This window comes from Rania fehmarnensis (assembly GCF_056494185.1).
In genome coordinates this window covers 8,416,590-8,441,600 of sequence record NZ_CM151398.1, presented here as the reverse complement: position 1 = coordinate 8,441,600, position 25,011 = coordinate 8,416,590, and the positions used below count along the sequence as shown (strand labels likewise).

Here is a 25,011-nt window from a genome sequence, read left to right as displayed (position 1 = left end):
GCTTCCAGGCGGAGCTCTCTATGAAACACCATCCACAAAAAACAATCCGCATCCGAAATCATTCATCACTGCAAATGGATCTATTTCGGTCGGAGGCGAGCATGCAAAAAAACTACTCGCCATCCACGCAAACTTCTGGCAGACATGGCACACCAAATTTTGTCGACATCGTTCACTTCGCTAATGCTATGCCAACCCGCTCGCAACCACTGCTGCTTTTACCCGAGGCGGATGATGATCCAGTAGAAGCCAACGCACGATCTGAATCACAGGTGCCAAGCCATGCATTACATGACCATCGTCCAGGAACTCATGCAGAAGGATCCAATCCTCTTAGAGCAGCTCACAAGCAGCAACTCTTTACTTTTGACGATGAAGGAGCAGGCAGTGCAGCTACGGGAGAGGCATCTGGAATTGCTAAGCCAGTTGCACGCACAGTTTCCCAATCGTCCAGTGGAGCAGTTGAAAGCGGAAACATTGGAAGTCGCCATCGAACAATGGAAGGATCAGTTCCTACCAGGACAGCCATAAATGCACTGCAATGGAAAGCCAAGCGACGTCCTTCTGGCCAGCCACTATTCGATCTGATCACGGAAGATGAACCAGTCACTCAACTCCTGCCACCCATAGAAATTAAATCAGCAGCAAAACCGATTGTCGTTGGATCTTCCCATGGCGAAAAGCAGAAAGCCCGCGACATCCTGCAAGCGGTTCGCATCCTGAAATCATTGGAAGACGATCACAGACAGGCAACCGACGACGAGCGTGCAATGCTTGCGAAGTTTGGTGGATTTGGTCCAGTGGCAAGGCAATTGTTTCCCGATCCGATCAAAGGCATCTACAAAGATGCATCCTGGGAAGCACTAGGGGCTGAACTGGAGTCACTGCTCAGCCCCGCCGAGTACGAAAGTGCGAAACGTACCACCTTCAATGCGTTTTATACTTCGCCAGCAGTCATTGCTGCGATGCATGAATCACTCGGCAGGCTCGGCGTGCCTGATCAGGCACTGATTCTTGAGCCAGGTTGCGGTAGCGGCAATTTTATGAACATGGCACCAGATGGAAAGCGATTTATCGGTGTGGAACTCGATACGACCTCAGGCCGCATTGCACGAGCACTCAATCCCGACCATGACATACGTATCGAAAACTTCCGTGATACCAAGCTTCCTGAAAATCGTATCGATGCAGTCATTGGCAATGTTCCTTTTGCCAATATCAAGCTTGACCACAAGGGCGAGCGTTATTCACTGCATGATTATTTCTTCGCCAAATCGATGGATGCGTTGAAGCCTGGAGGTGTACTTGCTTTAGTGACATCGCATTTTACGCTCGATAAGCAGAATGCATCGATCCGCGAGTATCTGGCAGACCAGGCTGATTTTGCTGGATCCATACGCCTACCCGCTGATGCATTCAAGCAGGAAGGTACCAAAGTCGTGACCGACATCGTGTTCCTTCGCAAGCGTGCAAAAGGTGAAACGCCAAATCATGTGGATCCCGATTGGCTTAAAACGGGAGCGAAAGATGTTGATGGGACACCGGTGACGGTGAACCAGTATTTTATCAACCACCCTGAAATGGTGCTCGGCGATTGGACGCTCGAGAATCAGTTTTATGGTGAAGAAGGCTATAGCATCAAGTCGAATGGAGATCTGTCCGAGCAGCTCCGTATGGCAACTGCCAGATTGCCTGCAGCCAATGCAATCCTGCCGACACGGTTGGAATCAGAACCTGCTCATGCTCGCTTCACTCGCCCTCCTCCCAGCCGCCATATCGGCGAAGGCAGTTTCTTCATTGGTGATGACCGGGTGATCTGCCAGTTGGAAGGCGGCACATCACAGCCCGTCATGCATGGATCGACCATCCTGAAGTCCGATGGCACGATGATGTCGAGACGGCTTGCTGCACTCATTGGTCTTCGCGATGCAGCTAGGCTTGTGTTGCAGTCGCAAAATGAAGCATGGCCAGATAGTGAAAGGCAAGCCACCCGTAAGTCACTGAACCAACTCTACGACCGGTTTGTATCGGCTTACGGGCCGATCAACAAAACGACCTTCAGCGAAACCAAGGATGGCAACGTCATCCGCCGCATGCCGAACCTGGTCAAGTTTCGGGAAGACCCGGATGCGATGCTGGTCAGCTCGCTCGAAGAATATGATGAAGTTACCGGCATTGCTACAAAGGCGACCATCTTTGGCCAGGATGTGGTCGGGCGGACGAAGCCGATCGACCACGTTTCATCGGCCGAAGAAGGCTTAATCGTATCGCTCGATCAAACGGGCGGCATCGACCTGGCATTGATTGCGAGCCTCTACGGCAAAGACCAGAAACAAATATTGCAGGAACTCGGCGATCTGATCTACCTCAATCCAGAAACTCGCGGTTATGAAACCGCTGACGTCTATCTCTCTGGCAATGTTCGCCACAAATTGCAACTCGCTGAAGCAGCAGGTCCTGAGTTTGCGGGCAATGTGGAAAAGCTAAAGCTAGTGCAACCACCTGATATCCTGCCTGGGGATATTGATGCCAATCTTGGAGCACCATGGGTGCCTGCATCTGATATCGAAGCCTTTGCCGCAGAACTCTTCCAGGTGAATCCTGGTGCCGTTCGCATCGGGCATTTGAAGAAAGATGCCGTCTGGAGTGTCGATGCCAACTATGCTGCCGAGCAATCCGTTGCAGCAACTTCCGACTACGGCACCACACGGATTAAAGGCACGCAGTTACTTGAGCTCGCGCTCAATATGCGTACCCCACTCATCTATGACACGGTCAAAACATCTGAAGGCGAAGAACGCATTCTGAATCAGGATGAAACCTTAGCTGCTAAAGAAAAGCAGAAGCTGATCAAGGAGCGATTTCGTAACTGGATCTTCAGCGAGCCGGAACGTACCGAACGATTGGTTCGGCTTTACAACGATACCTATAACAATCTGCGTCCACGGCTATTTGATGGATCACACCTGGCATTCTCCGGCATGAATGAAACCATCTCACTTCGCCAGCACCAGAAAGATGCGATCTGGCGGGCTATGAGTAGTGGTAATACCCTACTCGCCCACGCCGTCGGTGCCGGCAAGACATTCACCATGGCAGCAACCGGCATGAAGCTCAAACAGGCGGGCCTGATCAAGAAGCCGATGTTTGTCGTGCCGAACCACATGCTCGAGCAATTCTCCCGCGAGTTCATTCAGCTCTATCCGAACGCAAAGTTACTGGTCGCATCGAAGGACGATATGGGCAAGGACCGCCGCAAATTCTTGACGGCAAAGATTGCCAGTGGCGATTGGGATGGCATCATCGTGACCCACAGCTCGTTTGAACGTATCGGTATGTCGGCCGAGTATCAGGAGCGTTTCCTTCGCGAGCAAGTCGCTGAATATGAAGAGCTCCTTAAAGACGTTAGTCGTGCTGACGGCAAGCAGAACAACCGCAATTTGATCAAGACGATCGAAAAACAAAAAGCCAACCGAGAAAACAAGCTGAAGGAACTATCCGCCGAAGAAAAGAAAGATGACGGCCTAGTATTCGATGAGCTTGGTGTCGACCATATCTTTGTCGATGAAGCTCATTACTTTAAAAACCTTGAAACCGCTACCAAGATGGACCGTGTTGCGGGTATCCAGACCGGCGGCAGCCAGCGATCCTTCGACCTCTACATGAAATCCCGCTACCTCGATGAATTGCATCCTGGTCATGGGGTAACATTTGCGACCGGCACGCCGATCAGCAATACCATGGTTGAGATGTACAACATGCAACGCTTCCTGTATTTGAATGGCTTGCTCGAACGGGGCATTGAACATTTCGATGCCTGGGCTGCTAACTTTGGCGAAGTCGTTGAGTCGATGGAGATATCGCCAGACGGTGCTTCGCTTCGCCCGCGTAGTCGCTTCGCACGCTTTAATAACCTGCCCGAGCTGCAGCAGATGTTTCGGATGTTTGCCGATGTGCAGACCGCAGACATGCTTGATCTGCCACGCCCAAAACTCAAAGGCGGCAAACCGCAAACGGTTGCAACCGCAATGACCGATGCACAGGCAGCCATCCAGCAGGAACTGGTCGAGCGTTATGAACGGCTACGGTCGCAGAAGATTGATCCACGAGTGGACAATGCCCTGGCGATTACGACCGACGGTCGCAAGCTTGCACTCGATGCACGCATGCTTGTTCCCAACGCGCCAGATGATCCGCATTCGAAGCTCAACGCACTGGTTGAAAATGTTGCTTGCGTCTGGAAAGAATCCTCCCCTACTCGCGGCACACAGCTAGTCTTTTGTGACATGGGCGTCCATAAAACACCCTGGGGCTTTTCGGCTTACGATGACATTACCCGCAAGCTCATCGCTCGCGGTATCCCGAAAGAGCAGATTGCATCGATCGGCGAAGCCGAATCCGATGCGAAGAAGCAAGCTTTGTTTGAGAAGGTCCGTAATGGCTCTATCCGCGTGCTGATTGGCAGCACGCAAAAAATGGGAACTGGCACAAACGTTCAGAAGCGACTGGTCGCACTGCATCACGCAGATGCACCGTGGAAACCTGCAGAGGTTGAGCAGCGAGACGGTCGGATCTTACGGCAAGGAAATCTCAATCCGGAAGTAGAAATCTTCCGATACGTCACTGCCGGATCATTTGACAGTTTCATGTGGCAGGCATTGGAGACCAAAGCCAGGTTTATCTCTCAGATCATGACTGGTGGCACAGGAGCTCGCCATGCCGACGATGTCGGCGGGCAGGAGCTTTCCTATGCTGAGGTAAAAGCGATTGCGTCCGGCAATCCCGCCGTCCTCACCCTCGCTGAAACTGACGCAGAATTACAACGCCTGAGCATCCTTCGTAAGAATCATTCGGACGAGCAATACCTGGCTCGACGCAAACTTAAAGAGCTGCCAGATACGATTGAACGACTATCCGACCGTGTTGAAAAACTCAAAGCGGATTTCGCAACATTGAAAGCCAACGAGTTGGAGCCCATCATTATCGCTGGCAAGCGTTCGATGATTGAATCACAAAACGCGATGCTCGCCGAACAATTGGAACGGCTTCCGATTGAGGTGAATAGTCCGATGCGACGCTACCTTGGTGAATATCACGGCTTGCCGTTTGGCATCCACCTTCATCCACATATAGCACCGGAAATTTTTCTTGAAGGTGGCGTGACTCGGCTCGCAAGCGTCACGCGTGAACCAGGTGCTCGTGCAGTCTTCAATGCATTAAAACGATTGGAAGATAGCTATCCTGAGCAACAGATGAAAGCTGAAACCGATCTACCGCTCGCACAAAAGCAGCTGATCGATTATCAGGGAAAGATTGGGAGAGAGTTTCAGTTTGGCGGTTATGCAGATTCACTTCGATCCCTTCGCGATGAACTGAAAACGGCATTGTCAGATAAACCAATTGCTGAAGGCGAGATTCGTCGGCCAACTTCAGAAATCGCAGCCGATATCGAATCATTGAAAGCTTCCGTGCAGAAGCCAGAAGTCGAGCGGAGTGACGATGAAAAGCCCGTCTCAACCGCAGAGGAGCCGATCATCCGTCAGCTGCAGAAGCGGAGGGATTCGCGGCATGAAATTGCAACTATCGAGCATGACATCGATGACGATGCGAGCGTTGACGCATTTAAGTTGCCGAAAGGATTTCAGCAGCGGTTAAGTCAGCCAACTAAGCAAGAGAGGTCGATTGCTTAATTGTCGGGCGAGGAGAGTGAGCGATGGCATGTTGATCTCGCAGATGATCGGATGCGTAAAGCGATTCTAGCGGTGAAATACTTACGGAGCAGCGATAAATGACGCCTGCCAGACGTTGTGACTTGCAACCGTTCTGCGGTAAAAGTCAGTCAGGCATTCTAAAAGCCAACGCACAACCGCCATTTGAATTCAGATCATACAAGGCATTGGTCGCGGCATCTGATGTACTGCTGGCGGCGTAAGAACACTGTCCATAACGTTGGCTTGACAATGTCTTACCCTTTGACGGATCACCGTCATCTAACTTTGTATCTATGTCAAATGCTGTTTTGGCATCCATGACGCCGATACAAGGTGCATTTGTTCCATCGCCTGGATTCATCCTCGATAACGTAAGAAAATTGCCACTTGTTCTACCCAGATAGCAATTGCTGCCAGTGGCACCAGTTACGGAAGCGTTGGCCTGCTGATCGGAATTTTGCAAGTATATCAACCCGAATCCGGAAGGCATCCCTAGTTTACTGACAGGGGAGTTAAAACCCGCTACGCTCCAATCGGAATATGTCAGAGACCTGTTACCAGGATCACTCATTTCTGCGTTGAAAAGCCCTGCGAGTTTTAATTGCCAAAACGCGTGAAAAAACTCCCTCAGACTTTCAGTGTTTGTTTGGGAGTAATTTGCCCCTGTTGGTCCAAAGAGCCTGCCGTTTCCGTTGCCATTGCACGTTCCGGTTGTCTCTGTGGTATTATTGCAATTTCCTGCCGATAAGAAACTTGTCGCGTTAGCACAGTCACCCGGCAAACAGCTGTATTTCAATTTAAATGTCGTAATCGCGACATTGATTTGTTCAACTTGACTGATCGTCGCACGTCTGGTTGATGCAGCAATTAAATCCTTCCCAACCATCACCCCGCCCACCAGCAGTCCAATCACCACCAATGCGATGCTGAGTTCGAGCAGCGTGAATGCTGCCGAACTGCGTTTTGCGAATTCAGGGATTGCGACCATTCGGCCATCGTAGCAGCCAGTGGTTAAAATTGGGTTAACATCAGCAAATCATCCACTCATTGAAGAGCTGTCCCCGCGTCTGATCGCCTTGAATTTTTTCACTCCATTGATCCACTGCGCGGCGGTCTTCGGTTCTTCCATGGCCAGCAATACAATACTATGTAACTCAAATGCCTCGGTGCAGAGGTTCCTCGATTTCGCTCCGAGAGCCATCCCCGTCGCGACAGCGGCCCTCGCGGCGTAGAGCGGCATGTCTTGTGGCATTTTGATCGACTCGTCTTCAGGGTTGTCGTATGCAAGTTGGCATATGGCGAGTGACGTTGAGGTGAATCCAATGCAGCCGAGCGGACGCGATTCATAGACTGAGCAGGTGTTATCGTCAGCCAGCAATGCACAGGGAATAATCGATTTTCGGTGTCGTTCGAAGGTCATCTTCCTAATCGTGTCGGCGTTTGCTTTCAGCTTTGCCATGATCGCCGCCTGTTCTGTGGCTGATTTCTGTTTCACATTCTTGGCGATTGCAACGGCCTCCGGAATGGAGCAATCGACGGGTACTGAGCAGCATAGTGCACAGCCTTTTGAGCAGGCCCGCGACATTCGTTCAGGCGAAATGTCGGAGAGCGTCTGAAGTTGCTCGCAGGCATTTTGGGCAATTGTTGCAATTGACTGCTTACGTTTCTTCACTAAGTCAATGTCTTCAGCGGTTCGTCGCTGCTGATGTTCAAGCAATGAGCGGAATTCTTCAGGTGTATCGAGCATGAATGAAAGACTTTTCGAGTATGCGAGGGGAGCTGTTCCGTCTACTGAGTATACGCGATTGTTGCTATCGACTGAAAACGGGCACTGTCGGATAACGCAATGGCGAATCCGTAGGCCATCCACGTCCATTGCAGCTGTGTGAGTTGCGGGGGCATCGGTAATGACCAGCTATCTTGCCTATCCGTGAATAGGCAGGCGTTAAAGTGCCACTCAGACATGCTTGCAAGAATCGGGGGTCCGGCACGCTGGCTCATCTAGCGATGAGCGACAACGTGCCGGCCGCGAGGTGTCACCAACGAGTGACGATGGACCGGTAGCCTATGCAAATTCGTTACTTGGGGCCTTGATGCTTCGGTCAGCAAGAGTGCGTTGAATGGATGCCAGATCGAATGGCTTGGTCCAGTGGGCATCAAAGCCAGCAGCAAATGAAGCCTGTTCGCTAGAACTTTCGCCGTTTGCAGTCATTGCCACGATGAATTTGAGACGGGTATCCGGTCGTCGACGCAGCAGTTGGACAAATTCGTATCCGTCCATCTCCGGCATGGATATGTCAGAAACTATGATATCTGCACGAAATTCGTTCAACGTAAGGAGGGCCTGCTTTCCCGAATCAACCGATTTGACTTGATGTCCCATTCGCTCCAGCAGTCGCGAAAGGACAATGCGTATCGTCAAAATGTCATCAACGACGAGCACTTGATAAAAGTTGTCGCCAGCGATCAATCGAGTTTCAATGTCAAGTTCCTGCGATTGGAGCTATCCCTGGGCCAACCCATATGATTGCACCGAGCAGTTCGAAGTGAATCGAGAGTCGCACCATGAGCGACTGGCGGATTCCACCAGCGATGGATTTCTCGATTCGAGCGTCAGTGGCAAAGGGCGTGTCTTTAACTACACTCGATCAATTCCTCCCATGTACAACGCGATTTGTCGAGGGAGATGGGAAAGATTCTGCTCTGCCTAAACCACATCGCATACCCAATGTGGTTGCCGCTCAAGTAAATTAGCATGCAACCCGAACTAGTGGCAGTATTCAATGCATCCGCCCTTGGAGCCAACCTTGCCAAATCTACTGACACGCGATGACTTGGTCAAATTGATCGTCGAGCTATATCGCAATGGCCGGTAGCAGATCCAACATAAGAGCTATGAAGAACAAATGTCACCGGCCGATTTGAGGTCGACCGGCGACTTGCTTCCATTCACCGGACGCAAGCGGAAGCAAACTGAGTATGAGTTGCTCGGATCAATAAAGCGATGTGCGTAGCGTTCCGGCGTATTACGTTCCATCGTCCGCGACGCTTCTATTGGTTGCGTGCTGCAATCTGACGGAAGTTGTTTCGATATCCAAGTCTTGCGTGTGAGTAGTTTTACCTGCTAATGCGATCTGTAGTTTGCGAGTGCAGTGTGCCCAAAGCACAGTAAGCCTACCGGCACTCACACTTATAAAAATCTTTTACTCGATCGCTCGGGCTCACCTGTCGCAGTCATCGTACTGCTCAGAATGAAGCAGATCCGGTGGGATCCATCCTATCGCTGAATTACCCGACCTCTTTCAGGCCACGCTGCTTCTGCTTGTCCTGCTCAATCCACTGGTCTGCTTCTTCGAACATTTTTGCAGCACGCAACAAATCGTCCGAGCGAAGTGACGCGGTCGATTGCCATTCATGGCTATTGTCCATGTAGCGACGCTCGATTTTGGCGTTGTAGAAATCGCCGTGTTCACCTTTGCTTTTCCAGATGGCAACACGCAGTCCGCCAGAGCCAGCGATCGTGTGAATCGGACGCCCACCTGCGGCTGGCGTTTCTTCGGGTTGGGTTGCTTCGTTAATAGTCGTCATAGATCCTCCATGGTTGGTTTAGGGCTCTAGTCGCACATCGGATTTCGCAGCGTCAATCACCGGATCTTCAATGAGTGTCTGCCACCACATAGCCAGATTCACCTGATGGATACGCCAGTCAGCTGTGGCTGTTTGGGCGCTGTCGCTTCCCAAGCTGCCAAGGCCGCTTTCCTAAAGGAAGCCTTCGGCCTTTCGCTTGCAGCCACAGCTTCAACTGTCGTGGCATGGTTGGTGGTCTGGCCGCATTGTGGTGGCCAGCCACATCATCCGAAAGGACTCGTTATGCCCAATGCACAATCTCAACAATCACTCGAACCACTCAGCGAAAGCTCACTTTACCAGTTCACCGGCGATCTCCTTCGGTACACACATCCGCTCAATCGCAAGGTGATCTATACACCAGGCGTCCGATATCTAGCCGACGCCGGCAAGGCCTACTGGCTGATCGATGCTATTGCTTCCTATTTCGGCAGTCCTGAAATGAACGCTGCCATGGCTAAGGATTATCGACTCAAGCAGATGCAATTCTGGCGTCTCGAAGTCAATGACGAAAAAGCAGTGTTGACGGCAGAGGCCGACGCCGGTGAAGTGCCCTTCATCCGTCAGGAAATTGTATTCACCGATTTCCCGATGAAGCAGGTCGATATCTGGGCTGGCTTTGATGGCATCTACTGGACGCTATATCTGCCTTCCGAACACTGAATTAACAATCACCGCCAGACGCGTCACCGCGTCTGGCATCGCTGGAGAATTTACATATGCAGTTCTTACCAATCGATCCCTCTTCGAAAACCAATTTTGAAACCCTGGTCGATGCCATCACTGAGCATCGCATCTGCTTGCTCAGTGCCTTCGACCAGCACACGCATGAACCTGTGTTCATGGTGTGTGCCGTCAACCCCGATCCGGATACCCAGGACGGTTTGCAATTTGTGCCACTGGCTACGCTGCGCACCGGCAATCCGTATGAGCGGTTCGTACCAGCATCGGATTCTGAAAAATCGTTGCCAACGCTAACGCGTTATGGCAATGGAAGCGTAGCATGACTTCGTCTTTCGGGAGAAATGAGGACCTATGAACATCAAGCAAGCAAAACAAATCCAACTCGACGATTTCCTCTCACGACTCGGTTGCTCCCCTACTCGCAGCTCCATGACGCAGAGTTGGTATTTGAGCCCGTTTCGTGGTGAGGATACTGCTTCTTTCAAAGTGAATCGTAGCCGCAATCTGTGGTTTGATTTTGGCAGTGGCGAAGGCGGTGACATACTCGACCTCATGATCAAGCTTGAGAGTCTCGGATCGATTCCCGATGCATTGCATCGCATTGGCGACATCATGGGATCGCAATCGATTCCTTTGCAACGTCGCGAAACACCGCATCCGCATATTGAATCGGCACCGGAAGCCATGGAATTTGGGCCATTGCAATCGCGGTGGCTGTTTGCTTACCTTCGATCACGTGGCATCGACCCAAACAAAGCGTTGCCCTATCTCAAACAGGCTACCTATGAATATGCTGGTAAGACCGAGCATGCATTGGCATTTGCCAATGATGCCGGTGGCTACGAGTTACGCAGCCCAACCTATAAACGCAGCTATGGCAAGAAAGCAATTCGCACGATTGCCCGTTGCTCAACCACCGTGCAGATTTTTGAGGGGTTCTTCGATTTCTTGACATCGCTGATGGTTCCTGCGATCGACAGCAAGTGTGGCGTGATTGTGCTTAACTCGGTTTCGATGAAAGACCAGGCGGTTGCCAAAATCAAAGATCTGGGTGCCACACGCGTGGAGGTGTATCGCGATCTCGACCGTGCCGGACAAGAATTTTTCGACCGGATCGTATCCGATCTGCCTGGTGTGGAATGCGTGGACCGATCCAAGCTCTATGATGGATTTAAAGACCTGAACGAATGGCACGTGTCGTCCGATAAAGTCGCCTGCTAGAGCGATATTGGAGTTTTTGCTCTACGATCTAACCATCTAATCACGTCCCCGTTTTCCCTTGGCCAGCACCGCCGCAAAATGTCGGGACATCAACAGATTAGAAATAGCCTCTCCCCAACTCATCGCGCAGCGATGCTCTGCTCTTCGCCAGCACGGCGGCATTCGGCCTACGGCCTCTGCTCATGCCGCCCGGCAGATCACCCGGATGCACATGCAGTCGCATCCGCTCGATACTGCCATGGTCGCACGATCCAACCATACTCATGCGATTGCCGTTTTAAGGCGGTTGTATCTTAATGCTGAATTGAAGCGAAAGCTCATTCAACCGAAATCGCTTTGCCACACGAACGCTCTCTGTCGCTGGGTTATGCATGCAGGTCTCTTTGATCACCTCATGCCTCCATTCATTGTGACCTCGTCTCGGCTACAAACGACCACAGCCATGATTTCTGGCGTGCTTAAACTCGTCGTCGGGATTTGCAAGCAGAAAAGCCGCTTTCCTAAAGGAAGCCTTCGGCTTTTCAGCTTGCAAACTCGCGATGCTCCCGCCTATGCCGAGTTTCTAATGCTCGCCATCAGGCTGCGGTCGTTCGTAGCCGGATCAACAACAAAGGAAGGAACCATTTTATGACCAATACTAAATCTGTAGCAGAACCCGTTTACCGCAAGCAGCTTCGAGCTGGCATCTCGATCGCCGTGTTTGAAAACGAGCATGACGGCCGCAAATACCGCAGCATCAATGTGCAACGCAGCTACAAGAAAAACGGCAAGTGGGAACGCATGTGCATGTATGTCTCACACGAACAAATCCCATTCCTGATCGAGGTGCTGGAAAGCACTTGGACATTTTTGAACGATCACCCGATCGGCACGATCGGCGGAACCAATGCCGAAGCAACCGAGGTAGCTGAAGATGCAGAAGACTACTCTGAAGGAGCTGAGGAAGTTGCCGCTTAACCTATGGCTTACTGCCAGTCTCCGTACAGCGGAGGCTGGCAGCAGCAAAAACGAAAGGATGCTTTTATGAACAGCCACAACATCAAATCAAGGATTCGCGGACCATTTGCCTACCTGCCTGGTAGGAACGGTGTTGATAACACATTCGATGTCACATGCCTTCGCACGAGTTGCATCGTTGCCTATTCCAGCTACTGGGAAGCACGCGACGAAGCCGAAGCGGTTGCCTATGCGATGGCATATGCATTGAACCGGCAATTCATGCCACTCCGCTCACGACTCAGGCCCACCAACCACAACTTGCTTAACCGGTTTCGGAAGATCCATCCCGGCCCCTACTCGGTGTTAATAGTCGCTCATGGCCACGGCAAGAATGAGATCGGCGTGACCGATGGCAAGCATGAATATTTGATTCTGGCTGAGGATTCTGCCAACTTAGATTCTGAATCTATCGCCCATCACCACTGGCTCGCCGAATTGCTCAATGAAGCGTTCGGCTATGACGGTAGGTCGAAACAAATTGCTATTCATTGCACGGAGGCTGGCTATGATGCCCGTTGAAATCACCGAGGACGAATTTGTGAGCCGTTTCCGGCCAATCGCAAACCATCTGAATCGTCACGCCTCTTGCTTCTGGAACGATGGCGACGGAAGCATGTTCGAGACCGGTAGCGAAGAACGTGGCCTCATGCGGTCTTATCCGTACCAAGAACAGAAGTGGCCAACTCCAATTGCCAAACAGTCATGTCATGCAGTCAGGACATCTCTCATTTATTGACTTGCGTCGATAGTGGTGATAATGATCGACGTCTATGAATACGATCAACTTCAGAATCACGACACCGACGCATCTGGATTTGTGCTCAGAAAGCCTAACCGATCACAATATGCGGGAAGTGGTTGCGTTTCTACAGGCAAACCCGCAGATCAACAGCCTTGACCTGAGTGAAAACGATATTACCGCTGAAGGCCTCAAAGAACTCGCTCAGGCCGTTCAGTTACGAGTATTGGATTTAAGCAACAACTCCCTCGATGCCGGGGCAATCAAAGAGATTGCCAAGATGCAGAATATTGAAACGCTAAATTTAGGTGGCTGCTTCATCGACGACTCCAAGATAGAACCGCTGTCGGATATGAAAGGTCTCAAGCAACTCGAAGTTGCGGGCAATAGCATTGCCGACGCTGGTTTGAAAACTATCAGTCGTATCTCGAGCCTGCAAAATCTGTCATTGATGTTCAATTCCTTCACGGATGACGGATTGGAGGCGATCGGTCAGCTTCCTAATCTTGAAAAACTTGAGCTGGGCGACTTCACGATGACGGATGCTGCATTTAAGTATGTATCGAAGATTCAGCACGTGAGTATCACAGATTTGAACGACAATACGATGGTGATTGAACGGAAGCATCAAAATATAGCCAGAGAATCTACTGTCAGCGGTCTGATTGAAAGTCATTCGCCTCATGACCAAGAAATCGGAGTTACAGAGGTTATCGCAACGAGCCCATTTGTTCGTGGGCGATAGACCAAGCTTGTTTTTAGGTAACATATCCAACTCCCTCCAGGGCTGAGTGCTGTGCGTTTGACGTCGCCAGACTCGATGATCAAATAACCACTTCGACGTGACTCAGTTAGTCGGCCAACTCAGTCACTTAGTCTCACTTCGCTGCGCTCGTTCGACCCGTCGGAAGACCGGATTGGACATTCGCGTTGCTCATGACCAATCCTCTCAGAATTCATCAGACATCTTCCCTTAGCAGAGCTAAGGACCTGTTTTACGGTAAAACTGCTTATTGGTAGGCCAACAAGTAGCAAGTCTGGCTGGTTGACCTGGTGACATGTTTTCATGTTTGCCGGTAATCATGAAAGCTTGTTTACATGCTTGCTTTTAGTCCTCCCTACTTGCTTCGAATCTGCTAAGTCAGTTGACCGCCAAGCCGCCAATCTAGACAGCAAGAAAACCAGTTTACCTGTGGGCAAATTTGCAACACCGTCACTCATGCATTGTGTTGGCCAGTGATATCGATACGGTGCACCGCGCAAGGTTCGGCATCCATCTCATGGACTTTGTCCATTTGTCGATTCGTGAGCACTTAACAGAAACGCATCCGGTACGGCCTGTCAGCGCAACAACGACGATCGAAATTATTATTCGATGTGTTAGTAGGGATGCTTTCTTGTTTGCCTGTAAACATGTAATCAAGCTTGCATGTTTACGGTCTGTAAGTCATAACAGCTTGCTGGAGTGCAAGCCTATAGTGCTGCTACTTTGTTTGCTGGTTGGTTATCTTACCACAAAGCAAGATGCGTTTTCCACTTGCCAACTAGTTTGATGTGCGCTATGCACGTTTGCATGACTATCATCGCTGTTGCCAATAGTAAGGGCGGTGTCGGGAAATCAACGACATCGGTCCATTTAGCCGCCTGGCTCTACGAGCAGGGGCATTCTGTAATCCTCGCAGACTGCGATACGCAGCAGAGCTCATCTGAATGGATTCGCGAAGCGTGTCCAGGTGTGCGTGCCGTCCGCCTCGATAATCCTGACCATATCTTGAATGAGCTACCTACACTAGCGCAGGAAGCAGACTACGTAGTTGCGGATGGACCAGGGAGTCAAACTGAAACGAGTAGGGCGCTTCTACTACGCGCCGACATGGCGATCGTGCCTTGTAAGGCGTCGATGCTGGAAGTGCGTGCGCTGGCCAAAGCCACTGAGGTACTGAGGCAGGCACAGGATATTCGTGGTGGAGTTCCAAAGGCAATCATCATCCTAAGCATGGTTGGAAAAACCTACCGCCTTACACAGGATATGAAAGATGCGGCAGCGGCTCTTAACTTGCCGATGGCAAAAACCGCGATGATCTTACGTCAGATTTATGCAGATGCGCCAGGCCAAGGTGCGGTCGTGTGGGATTTGGGAGCACGAGCGCGCGAAGCAGCCGACGAAATCAAAAAGATCTTCTCTGAGATACTTCCGGAGGCGAAGCGTAAACGCAACAGTGGGCGGGGGGCCAAAGCCGCATGAAAGAACGTAGACCACTCATCGCAGGCCTACAACCCGAGGAAGCGAAGAAGCTTGAAGCAGAATTTGTTTTTGGAGCGAAACGCAAGCCAGAACTGACAGTGGCTGAAAAAGCAGAACCCATTGCCAAACCTGCTGTAGAGAAAGTCGTAGAGCAAATTGCTCAACCAATCGATCGCACAGTACTTCCTCAGATTTCTGGCAGGGTGCCCGTGACTACACGTTGCACGCCGGAAGTAGCTTCAGCGCTGAAGCGTGCATCATTGCAGCGCCAACTGGCGGGAACAAAGCCATTTCATGTGCAAGACATCATGGAAGCGGCCCTTGAGCAATGGCTCCGCACCAATGGCTATTACGATTAAGAAGTAATTGGGAAACAGCCTGTTTCCCAAATTTCAGACAACCTGAGAGATTGATGATCGTTAGCGTGGCGAGCCACGTTTTTCGTACCATTTGCGACAGAAGCCGACGAATGCTGCGTCAGCATCTCGAGGGGGCTCGGTGATCCAATCTCGCCATTCTTGTTCGAGGTGATATACGTCCCATCCCGGCGCAACGGTTCTTGCGTCATGATACGCGTCCGAGCTAAGCGGCGATACTTCCGTCCGCACGTGACTGAGCGCCTGCGGCACCGTTCCCCGGGAGCGAAACAACACCATATCATCATCGGCAAATTCGATCGAGTAATCGGGCATGTGCTGAAACTCTCGATCTTCGTCAACAATCGCACCAACCAGTCGTCGGAACTCTTTCAGGGTTGAACTGGATCCACATTTGTTGCGAAGCTTCTCCAGAGATATTTTCCATTCGGTCTGTTTACCTACATGCTTGCGGGCAATCTCGTAAAGCCGTCGTTCAAGCGGTTTGCGCAGCCGAAAGTAGTCGCGATGCAAGGTCAGCACTTCGCTATGCTGTATAGCCCTAAACACCCAGTCACTAAGCCGTACTTCGCACTCCTGCATTCGGCCGTCGCGCGTTTCACGCACAATTTGCACGCGGTCGATGATGCCAAAATTTTCATAGGTCTCAGTGCCACCAGTAACGATGTTGGTACTGATTCTTGTGCCAGCCAGCCGATCAAAGGCCGCTTTGATGGCATCGTAACCCTGTCCATTGGTCATCCGGTTTGTGGCTTTGAGCAAATCGTGGGCTTTGAAGCGAATGACCTGCGATACAGGCTGCCCTTTATTCAACGCAGCCATCACCTGCGAAATGCAATAGATCAGCACATCGCGATCATGGACGGTTGCCAGTCCGTCAGAAGATGGTTTGATCTCGATGAAGTTGCCGTTGTTTTCGTAACGGCGCACGCGAAGATCAGGTTTGGTTGATAGGCTGAAGATTGGATGCTCCATGGAAGCGAGGTCGGCTTTTGGAGCTGCGTCAAAGATGTCGCAAACGAAAAAGTCCGGCGTTGGATGCCGGTCCGGGAGTAGGGGAGAGCGTTCTTTTTCAAGAGCCGTCATGCAGTTACTTAAGTTCGATAGTTCACACACTGCCAACGACTATTCGACATTTCACCCACCATGTCAAGCGAATTCGACATTTCACACACCGCGACACACTGCTTCGATGGTTTACACACCGGAACAGTTTCGACATTTCACACACCGGTCTAATGATCTCAGTGGGTTGAGTAGGTGCTTTCGACGTTTCACACACGGTCAGAAAGGCTTTTCTTCACATCTCGTACAGCGTTTTGACATTTCACACACCAGACCTCAAACTTCGATGGTTTACACACCTGTTTTCGATAGTTTGCCCACCATGTTTCGATGGTTTACACACCGGGCACTTCGAAATCGCGCGGTGGGCCAGTAGGTTATCGGGTGCTATCCACAGCGTAACACTCTATCTAACTCTTTATTTAACACACTCTTGCTTGCCAAGGAAAAGGAAGCTTTCGATGATCCATCGTGCAAGAGCAACCTGATATCACATTTTCGATGACAGATGTATCGGAGCATTGAATACGGGACGGCGTTTGGTTGTGCGGAACTCCTTGACCGTAGCTTGAAAATTTAGCTATGTTACTACTCATTCGATGATCGATTAGCCCCATGCCAGTGGCAAAAAAAAACAGTCTGCTATCGAGCAGAAAGAGGAACCGTTGGAGAAGCAGCTGTGGAAAGCTGCGGATAAACTGCGCAAAAACATCGATGCCGCCGAATACAAGCGTGTGGTCCTTGGGTCGGCATGCGTTCACACCCAACGCTGATTTACCTAATCTTGTCGCTCATATTCATTTGGAGAATTGATGTTAAAGAAAATCCTCGGAATTAGCAACGTCGGCAGATTTGGAAGCTACAACGCCAGCGGAGACGTAGAGTTCTCGAAGTTGACAGTTGTTTTTGGTGAAAACGGACGTGGCAAATCCACAATCACTTCAATAATTCGGTCACTGCAAAGTGGCGACTCAAATCTGATCGCCGAGCGTAAGACCCTGCCTAACGCTGGTGCAACTCCTTTGATAAGGTTGCGCCACGATTCGGGCAATTTGGATTTCAAGGGCGGAAACTGGACTGGAAATATTCCCGATATCGAAGTCTACGACGCGCAGTTCATAAACGATAACATTTACTCGGGCCTTAGCGTGGATCACGGGCATAAAAGGAATCTGTACCGGCTGATTGTCGGTGAGCAAGGGGTCAGCCTTTCAAGGAAGGTTGAGGAACTCGATGCAAAAATTAGAGATGCCAATTCCCTACTCGCTGTGAAGAGGGCAGAAATTAAATCTCTTATCGCAGACTCAATGGATGTAGACCAGTTCGTCGAACTTACACAGTTTGAAAAGATCGACGAACTGATTGCAAAGAAGTCCGATGAAATTGCTTCCCTTAAAAATGCCACTGAAATTGAAAAAAAGGGAAGCTTTACAGAAATCCAACTTCCGGGGATACCTCGAACCGAATTCCTTGAAAAAACTTTAGATGATCTTTCAAAAGAAGCTGCCGAAGCTGTAGCGCTGCACACCAAAAAGCTTGACAAACGCGGTGAGAACTGGATTGAGCAAGGCGTAGCGTATTTACGGGATAACAAATGCCCGTTCTGCGCCACGGATATTACCGGGAACTCGCTTGTTGAAACCTACCAGTCCTATTTCAGTCAAGTATACCGATTGTTTAAACAAGACATCCAGCAGCAGGCGAAAGCCAATGACGACAGATTTGGCCCCAATGCACTTCTCGCCGCTCAAAACAATATAGCAGTCAATGCAAATTTGGCGGAGTTCTGGATAAGGTTTTTTGAGGTAAAACTCGCAGGATTAGATGTTGCGGAAGTTGTTCAAATGTTCAGAAGGCTACACTCTGAACTGAAAGAAGCCATCGACAAAAAGTCCAGAAATCCTCTTGAATTGGTCACCGTGTCTCCAACGTTGCGGAATGCGATAGACGACTACGCGGAGCTCCTCGGAAGCGTTCAACAATATAACGAATCGTGCAAAGCAATAAATGAGCAAGTCAAGGTAGTTAAGGCACGAGCCCAAGGCGGGAATCTGCAAACGGCACTAAAGGATCTCTCCAGGCTGCAAAATACAAAGAAACGCCACGATCCCGCCGTTGATGTGATATGCAAAGACTATTCGAATCATAAAGACGGCAAAGGAACTCTCGAATCTGATAAGAAGCAGGCAAAGGCTGAACTCGACAATCACTCGGCGACGATTTTTTCTTTGTACGAAGTAACTATGAATGATCACTTGAAGCTCTTTGGGGCCGAATTCCTCCTGTCAAATACAAGCGGAAATTATGTCGGTGGTAAGCCGAACTCCTCGTATAACATCACTATAAATTCGATACCGATTGACGTAAGCGATTCAGTTGGAGAGCCTTGCTTCAAAACAGCACTTAGCGGGGGTGACAAAAGCTGCCTTGCGTTGGCATTTTTCTTGGCGAGATTAGATCACGAGCCTCGTATTGGCGATAAAATTATTGTCTTCGACGATCCTATGTGCAGCATGGATAGGTTCCGTTCCGATCGTACCGTAAAAGCGATTGTGGATCTTGTGGGGAGAGCAAAGCAAGTTGTTGTACTATCGCACGATCCACATTTCCTACGAAGAATATGGAACGGTGTACCGCCTGCGGAGCGACAATCGCTCCATGTACATCGAACTGGTAAGTCTGAGTCGACTCTTGCTAATTGGGATATCTTGAATGCGACACGGAGCGACTACCTTCAAGACTACTTTGCACTAGCCGAGTATTTAGCGATTGGAAGCACGGGCGACCTGCGTGACCTGGCTAGAAAGATCCGAGTTCTGCTTGAAGAAAACCTACGTATGCGATTCCCCGATGTGTTTGGGGACGGGAAATGGCTCGGAGATTTTGTCCAAGCCATCCGTGATTCCCAATCGAACGATGTTGTCTATCCAATGAAGTCAAAGCTCGCGGAAATCGACGCAATGAATGACTTTTCAAAGAAGTACCACCACGGTGAGAATCCTGGTGCGTCACGCGAGCCGATCACAGACGCAGAACTCAGGAACTATGCGGAGAAGTGTCTGGAGTTTCTGCGAGGTCAATAATGGTTTGCTTGTTTCACTTGCTAGAGAGTACGATTTGATGAGTTGCGAGTTTAATGAGGCCGTCAGGCTCAACTTATGGATCCACCATGGGAAATGAAGAAAATTTCGACGAAGAGCCACGTGAGACGGTCTATGCGCAAGGGCGTGACAGGGATCGTACGTATGCTTCCAAGTCATTTTCACTTAAGCGACCGCACAGCGCAGATGACGGCACGTCCGCCCGTTTTGTTTACAAGGTCTTTGATTCTGATTGTGAGTCGACAGTAGAGCTAGAAGGTGAAACTTATTGCGTGCGAGAAACTCCTGGCGGCCGATATCAAATAAAGCTATTGATTGCTCGTTCGCCAGGTAATGTAAAAGAGCTCTGGATTCAGAAAATACCTTCAGTGGGAGTTGCTGCAGAAGCAACAACTTTGCTAAATCTGAAACAGCAAGACGTAGTGAAGCTAATTGAGCTAGTTAAGTTTTTGGATGTTCTGCCGCTCGAGGGGAAGTCTACTGTAAGGGTGGACGACAGCGTGCTTCGAGATTTCTTGGACGATCCAGCTGCCTTACAGAGGCTGTATGATAAGAACTCTGACCAGCTTCGCCATCTGATAAAGACTGACTCAACCGCACAAGATGTGATCGCGGTTGCCGCAAGGCGTGAGGCGGTCATTAGGTTTCGCAGGATGCTCGATTCCGATGAGCACTTTGATTCACTAGTGACTACAGTCGGAAAGGGGTCAAAAGAACGCGTATGGCAGCTCTTTTTCGAGGAGCAGCCATGGATACTTGGAGCGTCGTTTCCAAGTCAGTTCCTTACCGCTTGGGACAACGCGCGTTTAGAGCAGGTTGTTAAAGGATTTGATATCACTGGGCCTGGAAAGCGCTCGGACGCTTTAATGAGAACCGCGGGTAAAGTGCGTACAATGGTGTTCCTTGAGCTGAAAACTCACCGAACAAATCTCCTTGGGACAGAGTATCGATCCGGATGTTGGCCACCGTCTTCAGAGCTTGTAGGCGGCCTATCACAACTCCAGGGGACTGTGCACCGCGCAGTATGTTCGATAGGAGAGCGAATACATGGGCTAGACTCGGATGGCTGCGATGTTCCAGGGGATCTGACATACCTAATCCGCCCCAGGTCAGTTTTTGTGATTGGGAACCTGTCAGAGCTTAAGTCGACATCTGGCGGCGACAATCAGCACAAGATTCGATCTTTCGAACTGTTCAGGCGATCCATTATGGACACAGAAATCGTTACTTTCGACGAATTGTACGAAAGAGCGAAGGCTATTGTAGAACTCAACGGCCTACCAGATTGAGATAACGCTACACCGAATGCGACGATCTGTTCAGATCACTGGCATCAAGAGTGGGCAGTTAGCACCGCTAGTCGAACTCTCGTCGCTGGCGTATACATTGCACGTTGCAGTGCAAATAAGTCCGAGCGGTGCCTAGGAGACTTTGAGCCACTGTATAGACAGACGCCACCAGATGCCAGCGGAGTAAAGCTCATCACTTCAATGGGCAAGGAGGTCAAATCTGTCAAAGATGCTGAAGGCAGGACTTGACGTCACGAAATCAATCGCAACAATATCCATTACGCTTGGAGTAGTCCATGCGGTGTAGCGATTGATCTTGTCAACAGTGCGACCGGCGTTAATTCGCAGGCGACACAATCCGACGAGAGCCAGGTACATTTGGTATTTGGTCACAATTCGACTACCTCGATTATAGCGGGGATGATTTGTCCCGAAGGGGAGGCTGAGATTCGGCTTCGACGTCAGGTAACTGACGGGTGTGCGGTAGTAGCAATAAGACGCCTTCAATCTAGCAACTACCTATGCTTCGAAATGAAAAGACACGCTGCTGAGAAATGGCTTGAACGTAGAGGATACGTTCACTTTGATCGACATATTGCTCTCAAGCACATTGAAAAACGTGTCCGAGATTCCAAGTATGTCGCCACTCATGCTTTTATGCCATTTATCGGGTATTCACTTGACGAACCTCGCTACAAAAGAACGCAGCGCAAAGTAGTTCTCAAGTCACGCCCTATACGATTTGCTTCTCATCTTGACTCGCACATTTTTGCATACTACGCCAGCCTACTCGCTCCCCTGTATGAAGCAGCACTTGAAGCAAATTTGCTAGCCGAGAATGTTTTGGCTTATCGAAAGCACAATCTCCCGGGGGAAAAACGCGGCAAATGCAATATTCATTTTGCTAACGAGACATTCGAATGGATAAAACAACAGGCTGAGTGCGTGGCATTTGCGTTTGATGTTGAGGGGTTCTTTGACTCAATTGATCATGGCCTGTTAAAGCAACAGTGGACGAGTTTGGTCGGCGGTACGCAGCTTGATCTCGATCACTATCGAGTTTTCAGAGCGATTACAAAGTACTCCTGGGTAGAGCTCGACACCATGTCCGAAGCGCTCGGATTTGGACGCAATCGTCGCGAAAAGAGCCGTCAGCCTTATAGCACGTCAAGCGAGTTTCGTGAGAAGATCGCCAAAGCAGGGCTAATTGAAGTTAACCGATCTGCGGTAGGTATCCCTCAGGGATCCCCGATTAGCGCGCTTCTTTCAAACATTGCACTGTTTGATTTTGACTGTGCGATGGCAGGATTGGCAGCGACCTGGAAAGGAATTTATAGACGCTATAGCGATGATATTTTGGTAGTGGTTCCAAAACGCTTTGCAAACGATGTAAGTGGACGAACTTGGGATACGCTTTCTTCAAGCACAAATAACACATTGCGTTTCAACGATGAAAAAACAGTCGTTTCGAAATTCTCAGTGATAGGCGGGCATCTCAAAGCGGATACACCGCTTTCCTATCTTGGCTTTGACTTCGATGGACAAAGGAAACTCATACGTCCCAAAACGGTCGCAAGGTTTCAGCGCCGGATGGTGCAAGCTGTTAGGTCGGCGGCGAGGGCGGCGAACAAGGCCGCTAAAGAGGGCAAGGATCATCGCATTCGACGGCGTGAACTCTATGAGCGTTACTCGCACAAAGGCAAACGCAACTTCATCACCTATGCTTATCGATGCGCAGCGATCATGGCGTCACCCGAGATCAAACGACAAGCTCGACATCACTGGAAGCAGCTTCACAAGCTGATTGAGGAAGCTTCGCAGCCATAATCGGATGTGTTCACAAAAATCATTTCATCGGAGTCGTTAACCTTCGGCATCAGGTGACTGATGGTCAAAATGCGGTACAGAATCTGGTACACAATCGATTGTATTCCGTACCAAAAGACTCGATAATTCAGAAAGTTGGCAAGTTCGACGCGATGTCGGGCCGTGTTAGCAAGTGCAGAATGCACAAGCACTTAGGAGAATTTTTACTCAAATCACGAACCATCAACCGACCGACCTACGGAGTTGGGGCTCGAGTTGCAAAATGCCTTCTTTTCATTGGGTTTTTGCGTCTGGTGGAGCGTTTTTGGTACTTAATCGGTACAGAATTCAGAAACACTTGAATTACAAGGCAATTCACTGTGGCAACGTAGGGGCCTTTGAATCTACGCTCTAACTTTGTGGCAACATCGGCTGGGTCAGGATTGGCTAGTCGTCGCACGAGAATGCTCGTCGGGTTGGCGGGATGGCTGCGTTGGCAGTCGTGTGGCGCTGGTTGAGCGTTGCGCCTTTGGCCTACGCTCTAAGCGTACATACGCTGCTAACGACGAAAAAAATGGCAACCTTATGCGGCTCAGTGATGCGCTCAGCCTTGAGGAGACTGAACGCATTCGAATCTAGTCGATGCACTCGGTAATGTCATCGCCACTCTCCAAACGCACCTTTAGCCCACTCTGGTGCCGACAGAACGATCTTTCCGAAGTAATGTGTGTGTGCCGCATGAGATCGAATGGCATCGATTAGGTCGCGTCGCTGGCCCTCAGTTTTGTTGTCGTCTTCCAAACGCTCACAGACATGGCGATTCTTTTTTAGCCATGTGTCCACTTCCACCAAGTCGCTAAACTCAAGAGGTGCATATTGTTGGACGCATTCGCGGCATACGCCATGGTATGCGCCTGGATGCATGTCCAAATGGTGGACCTTTACTGTTTCACCAAAGTGCTGATACGGTTTTTTGCAGATGGAACATAAGCCATAGTCGCCGTGCCCCGCTTCAACTTTCTCGAGCCGCCAGCCGGTTTCAGGATCGATAGAATGAGCTCGGATGTTCTCTAAGATCGGAGGTAGCAGCTCGGAAACGATGTTCTGCACTTCCAGGAGATTCGAGTAATCTTCCGATGTGTAATAGCTTGGCGTTTCGAAGTCACCAGGTTCGGCTGAGCGAATCGCCTCTGCGAACCTGAGTAGCGGCTTGCTTGGGATTGGCTTTGTTAACTCATCAATCCTGCCATCAAGCAGTTGTATCAATTGCTCTAACTCGGACTTGGACATTTCTGGCATGTTTGAATCCTTCAATCTTGCGGATATCAGTGGGCGATCTTAAAAAACAGAACGCACTTATGTTCACTGTTTGCACAGTTTGAAATCCCCCGTGACACGTTTGGTCACTGCACCGCAGGCGAGTAAAAGCCGCATAGCGCGGGCAATCAGTCGAAGTCTTCTATTACTCGATCCCGAAGGTCAGTTTTGAGATGTAGGCTTCTTCGGAGTCAATTGCGATAAATTCAGACCGTGGCGCTTCGTGAATTTCGGCAACGCGATTCTGCTTTAGCAATTGGTAGCAATTTTCCCGATTCGCCCCTGGATCCTATAGCTCCTGATCACTTGTCTTGATGATATGGATTCGCCATAGCCACCCCTGGAGTCGTCCCGTCTACATGATTGGCCAAAGAGGCTTTGTCGAGTTGCATCATTCAGTAAGTTGACCTTTGGCACTACGGCTATTTGCTTACTCTTTAATCCCCAAACAAGGAGGGGACGCACCGGTGTGCCCAACCGGTGCGACACAGGGTTACTGTGAAACTGACACAGGACGGTTCGTCCTGTGCGCGCAAACGCTAATGGGTCCTGGTACGCAGCGGTGATAGGTAGTTCCGAGTACGTTGAACTCCTATCATCCAAATTATCGACTATTGCAGAGCTTTGAACTTCTACAGCTGTACGTCGCCGCCGTCTGGAGATGCGTTAGTGTGTCGGCATCGTGCATTTTTGGCAGGTTGGATTGGAGCCAGTCAGATATACTTGTGAAAGTACACAGAGGGTTTGACCGAAATTAGTTAATCGTCAGTCTCGGCGAGTTGGTGTCTGCATCTCTCGGCTAGTTCTTGAGACTCGATTCCTACCGCAAC

At 50.1% G+C, this 25,011-nt stretch carries 20 protein-coding genes; 14 read left to right on the top strand and 6 right to left on the bottom strand.

The features are described 5' to 3' along the window. The first annotated feature begins 20 nt into the window (after positions 1-20). The gene (locus tag SH573x_RS28740) at positions 21-5,690 is read left to right on the top strand and encodes a helicase-like domain-containing protein (RefSeq protein WP_479351480.1); all 5,670 of its coding nucleotides are present in this window, start codon (positions 21-23) and stop codon (positions 5,688-5,690) included. A 145-nt stretch (positions 5,691-5,835) separates the two neighbouring features. On the opposite strand, the gene SH573x_RS28735 is transcribed toward SH573x_RS28740, so the two are convergent. The 4 genes from SH573x_RS28735 to SH573x_RS28720 form a co-directional block, all read right to left on the bottom strand. Next, positions 5,836-6,699, bottom strand: coding sequence for a type II secretion system protein (locus SH573x_RS28735; protein ID WP_479351478.1), 864 nt, complete (start codon positions 6,697-6,699; stop codon positions 5,836-5,838). A 48-nt stretch (positions 6,700-6,747) separates the two neighbouring features. After that, positions 6,748-7,458, bottom strand: a complete 711-nt coding sequence (locus tag SH573x_RS28730) for a YkgJ family cysteine cluster protein (RefSeq protein WP_479351477.1) — start codon at positions 7,456-7,458, stop codon at positions 6,748-6,750. A 318-nt stretch (positions 7,459-7,776) separates the two neighbouring features. Beyond that, positions 7,777-8,181: a response regulator gene (locus tag SH573x_RS28725; protein ID WP_479351475.1), complete on the bottom strand. Its 405-nt coding sequence runs from the start codon at positions 8,179-8,181 to the stop codon at positions 7,777-7,779. A gap of 818 nt (positions 8,182-8,999) precedes the next feature. Further along, the gene (locus tag SH573x_RS28720; protein ID WP_479351473.1) at positions 9,000-9,299 is read right to left on the bottom strand and encodes a hypothetical protein; all 300 of its coding nucleotides are present in this window, start codon (positions 9,297-9,299) and stop codon (positions 9,000-9,002) included. A gap of 132 nt (positions 9,300-9,431) precedes the next feature. Between SH573x_RS28720 and SH573x_RS28715 the strand changes: the two genes are divergently transcribed. The 9 genes from SH573x_RS28715 (at position 9,432) to SH573x_RS28675 (ending at position 15,585) form a co-directional block, all read left to right on the top strand. Beyond that, complete coding sequence (locus SH573x_RS28715; RefSeq protein WP_479351471.1) at positions 9,432-10,001, top strand: DUF6876 family protein; 570 nt, start codon at positions 9,432-9,434, stop codon at positions 9,999-10,001. A 56-nt stretch (positions 10,002-10,057) separates the two neighbouring features. Then, positions 10,058-10,345, top strand: coding sequence for a DUF6117 family protein (locus tag SH573x_RS28710; RefSeq protein WP_479351470.1), 288 nt, complete (start codon positions 10,058-10,060; stop codon positions 10,343-10,345). A 28-nt stretch (positions 10,346-10,373) separates the two neighbouring features. Further along, positions 10,374-11,243, top strand: a complete 870-nt coding sequence (locus SH573x_RS28705) for a DUF8464 domain-containing protein (RefSeq protein ID WP_479351468.1) — start codon at positions 10,374-10,376, stop codon at positions 11,241-11,243. Positions 11,244-11,301: 58 nt separating this feature from the next. After that, a complete protein-coding gene (locus SH573x_RS28700; protein WP_479351466.1) occupies positions 11,302-11,874 on the top strand; it encodes a hypothetical protein in 573 nt (190 codons plus the stop codon). Continuing rightward, positions 11,871-12,200 (top strand): hypothetical protein, encoded by a 330-nt coding sequence (locus SH573x_RS28695; protein WP_479351465.1) that lies wholly within the window; start codon positions 11,871-11,873, stop codon positions 12,198-12,200. Before SH573x_RS28700 ends, SH573x_RS28695 begins: the two co-directional genes overlap by 4 nt. Before the next feature lie 66 nt (positions 12,201-12,266). Beyond that, a complete protein-coding gene (locus SH573x_RS28690; RefSeq protein WP_479351463.1) occupies positions 12,267-12,761 on the top strand; it encodes a hypothetical protein in 495 nt (164 codons plus the stop codon). Positions 12,762-13,012: 251 nt separating this feature from the next. Then, positions 13,013-13,726 carry a leucine-rich repeat domain-containing protein gene (locus tag SH573x_RS28685; RefSeq protein ID WP_479351461.1) on the top strand — a complete coding sequence of 238 codons (714 nt, stop codon included), beginning with the start codon at positions 13,013-13,015 and terminating at the stop codon, positions 13,724-13,726. An 828-nt stretch (positions 13,727-14,554) separates the two neighbouring features. Then, the gene (locus SH573x_RS28680; RefSeq protein ID WP_479351460.1) at positions 14,555-15,226 is read left to right on the top strand and encodes an AAA family ATPase; all 672 of its coding nucleotides are present in this window, start codon (positions 14,555-14,557) and stop codon (positions 15,224-15,226) included. Beyond that, the gene (locus SH573x_RS28675) at positions 15,223-15,585 is read left to right on the top strand and encodes a hypothetical protein (protein WP_479351459.1); all 363 of its coding nucleotides are present in this window, start codon (positions 15,223-15,225) and stop codon (positions 15,583-15,585) included. The genes SH573x_RS28680 and SH573x_RS28675 overlap by 4 nt, the downstream gene beginning before the upstream one ends. A gap of 60 nt (positions 15,586-15,645) precedes the next feature. Here the strand turns inward: SH573x_RS28675 and SH573x_RS28670 are convergent, their stop codons facing one another. Continuing rightward, complete coding sequence (locus SH573x_RS28670) at positions 15,646-16,689, bottom strand: replication initiator protein A (protein ID WP_479351457.1); 1,044 nt, start codon at positions 16,687-16,689, stop codon at positions 15,646-15,648. A gap of 644 nt (positions 16,690-17,333) precedes the next feature. Between SH573x_RS28670 and SH573x_RS28665 the strand changes: the two genes are divergently transcribed. The 4 genes from SH573x_RS28665 (at position 17,334) to drt2 (ending at position 22,885) form a co-directional block, all read left to right on the top strand. Continuing rightward, positions 17,334-17,441, top strand: a complete 108-nt coding sequence (locus SH573x_RS28665; protein WP_479351456.1) for a type I restriction-modification system subunit M N-terminal domain-containing protein — start codon at positions 17,334-17,336, stop codon at positions 17,439-17,441. Positions 17,442-17,480: 39 nt separating this feature from the next. Then, entirely contained in the window at positions 17,481-19,751 is a 2,271-nt protein-coding gene (locus SH573x_RS28660; RefSeq protein WP_479351455.1) for an AAA family ATPase, read from the top strand. Positions 19,752-19,837: 86 nt separating this feature from the next. After that, on the top strand, positions 19,838-21,058 hold the full coding sequence (locus SH573x_RS28655; RefSeq protein WP_479351454.1) for a Shedu immune nuclease family protein: 1,221 nt from the start codon (positions 19,838-19,840) through the stop codon (positions 21,056-21,058). A 531-nt stretch (positions 21,059-21,589) separates the two neighbouring features. Continuing rightward, complete coding sequence (gene drt2 / locus SH573x_RS28650) at positions 21,590-22,885, top strand: antiviral reverse transcriptase Drt2 (RefSeq protein WP_479351453.1); 1,296 nt, start codon at positions 21,590-21,592, stop codon at positions 22,883-22,885. Positions 22,886-23,521: 636 nt separating this feature from the next. Here drt2 and SH573x_RS28645 read toward each other — a convergent pair. After that, positions 23,522-24,163: a hypothetical protein gene (locus tag SH573x_RS28645; protein ID WP_479351452.1), complete on the bottom strand. Its 642-nt coding sequence runs from the start codon at positions 24,161-24,163 to the stop codon at positions 23,522-23,524. Positions 24,164-25,011 lie beyond the last annotated feature (848 nt).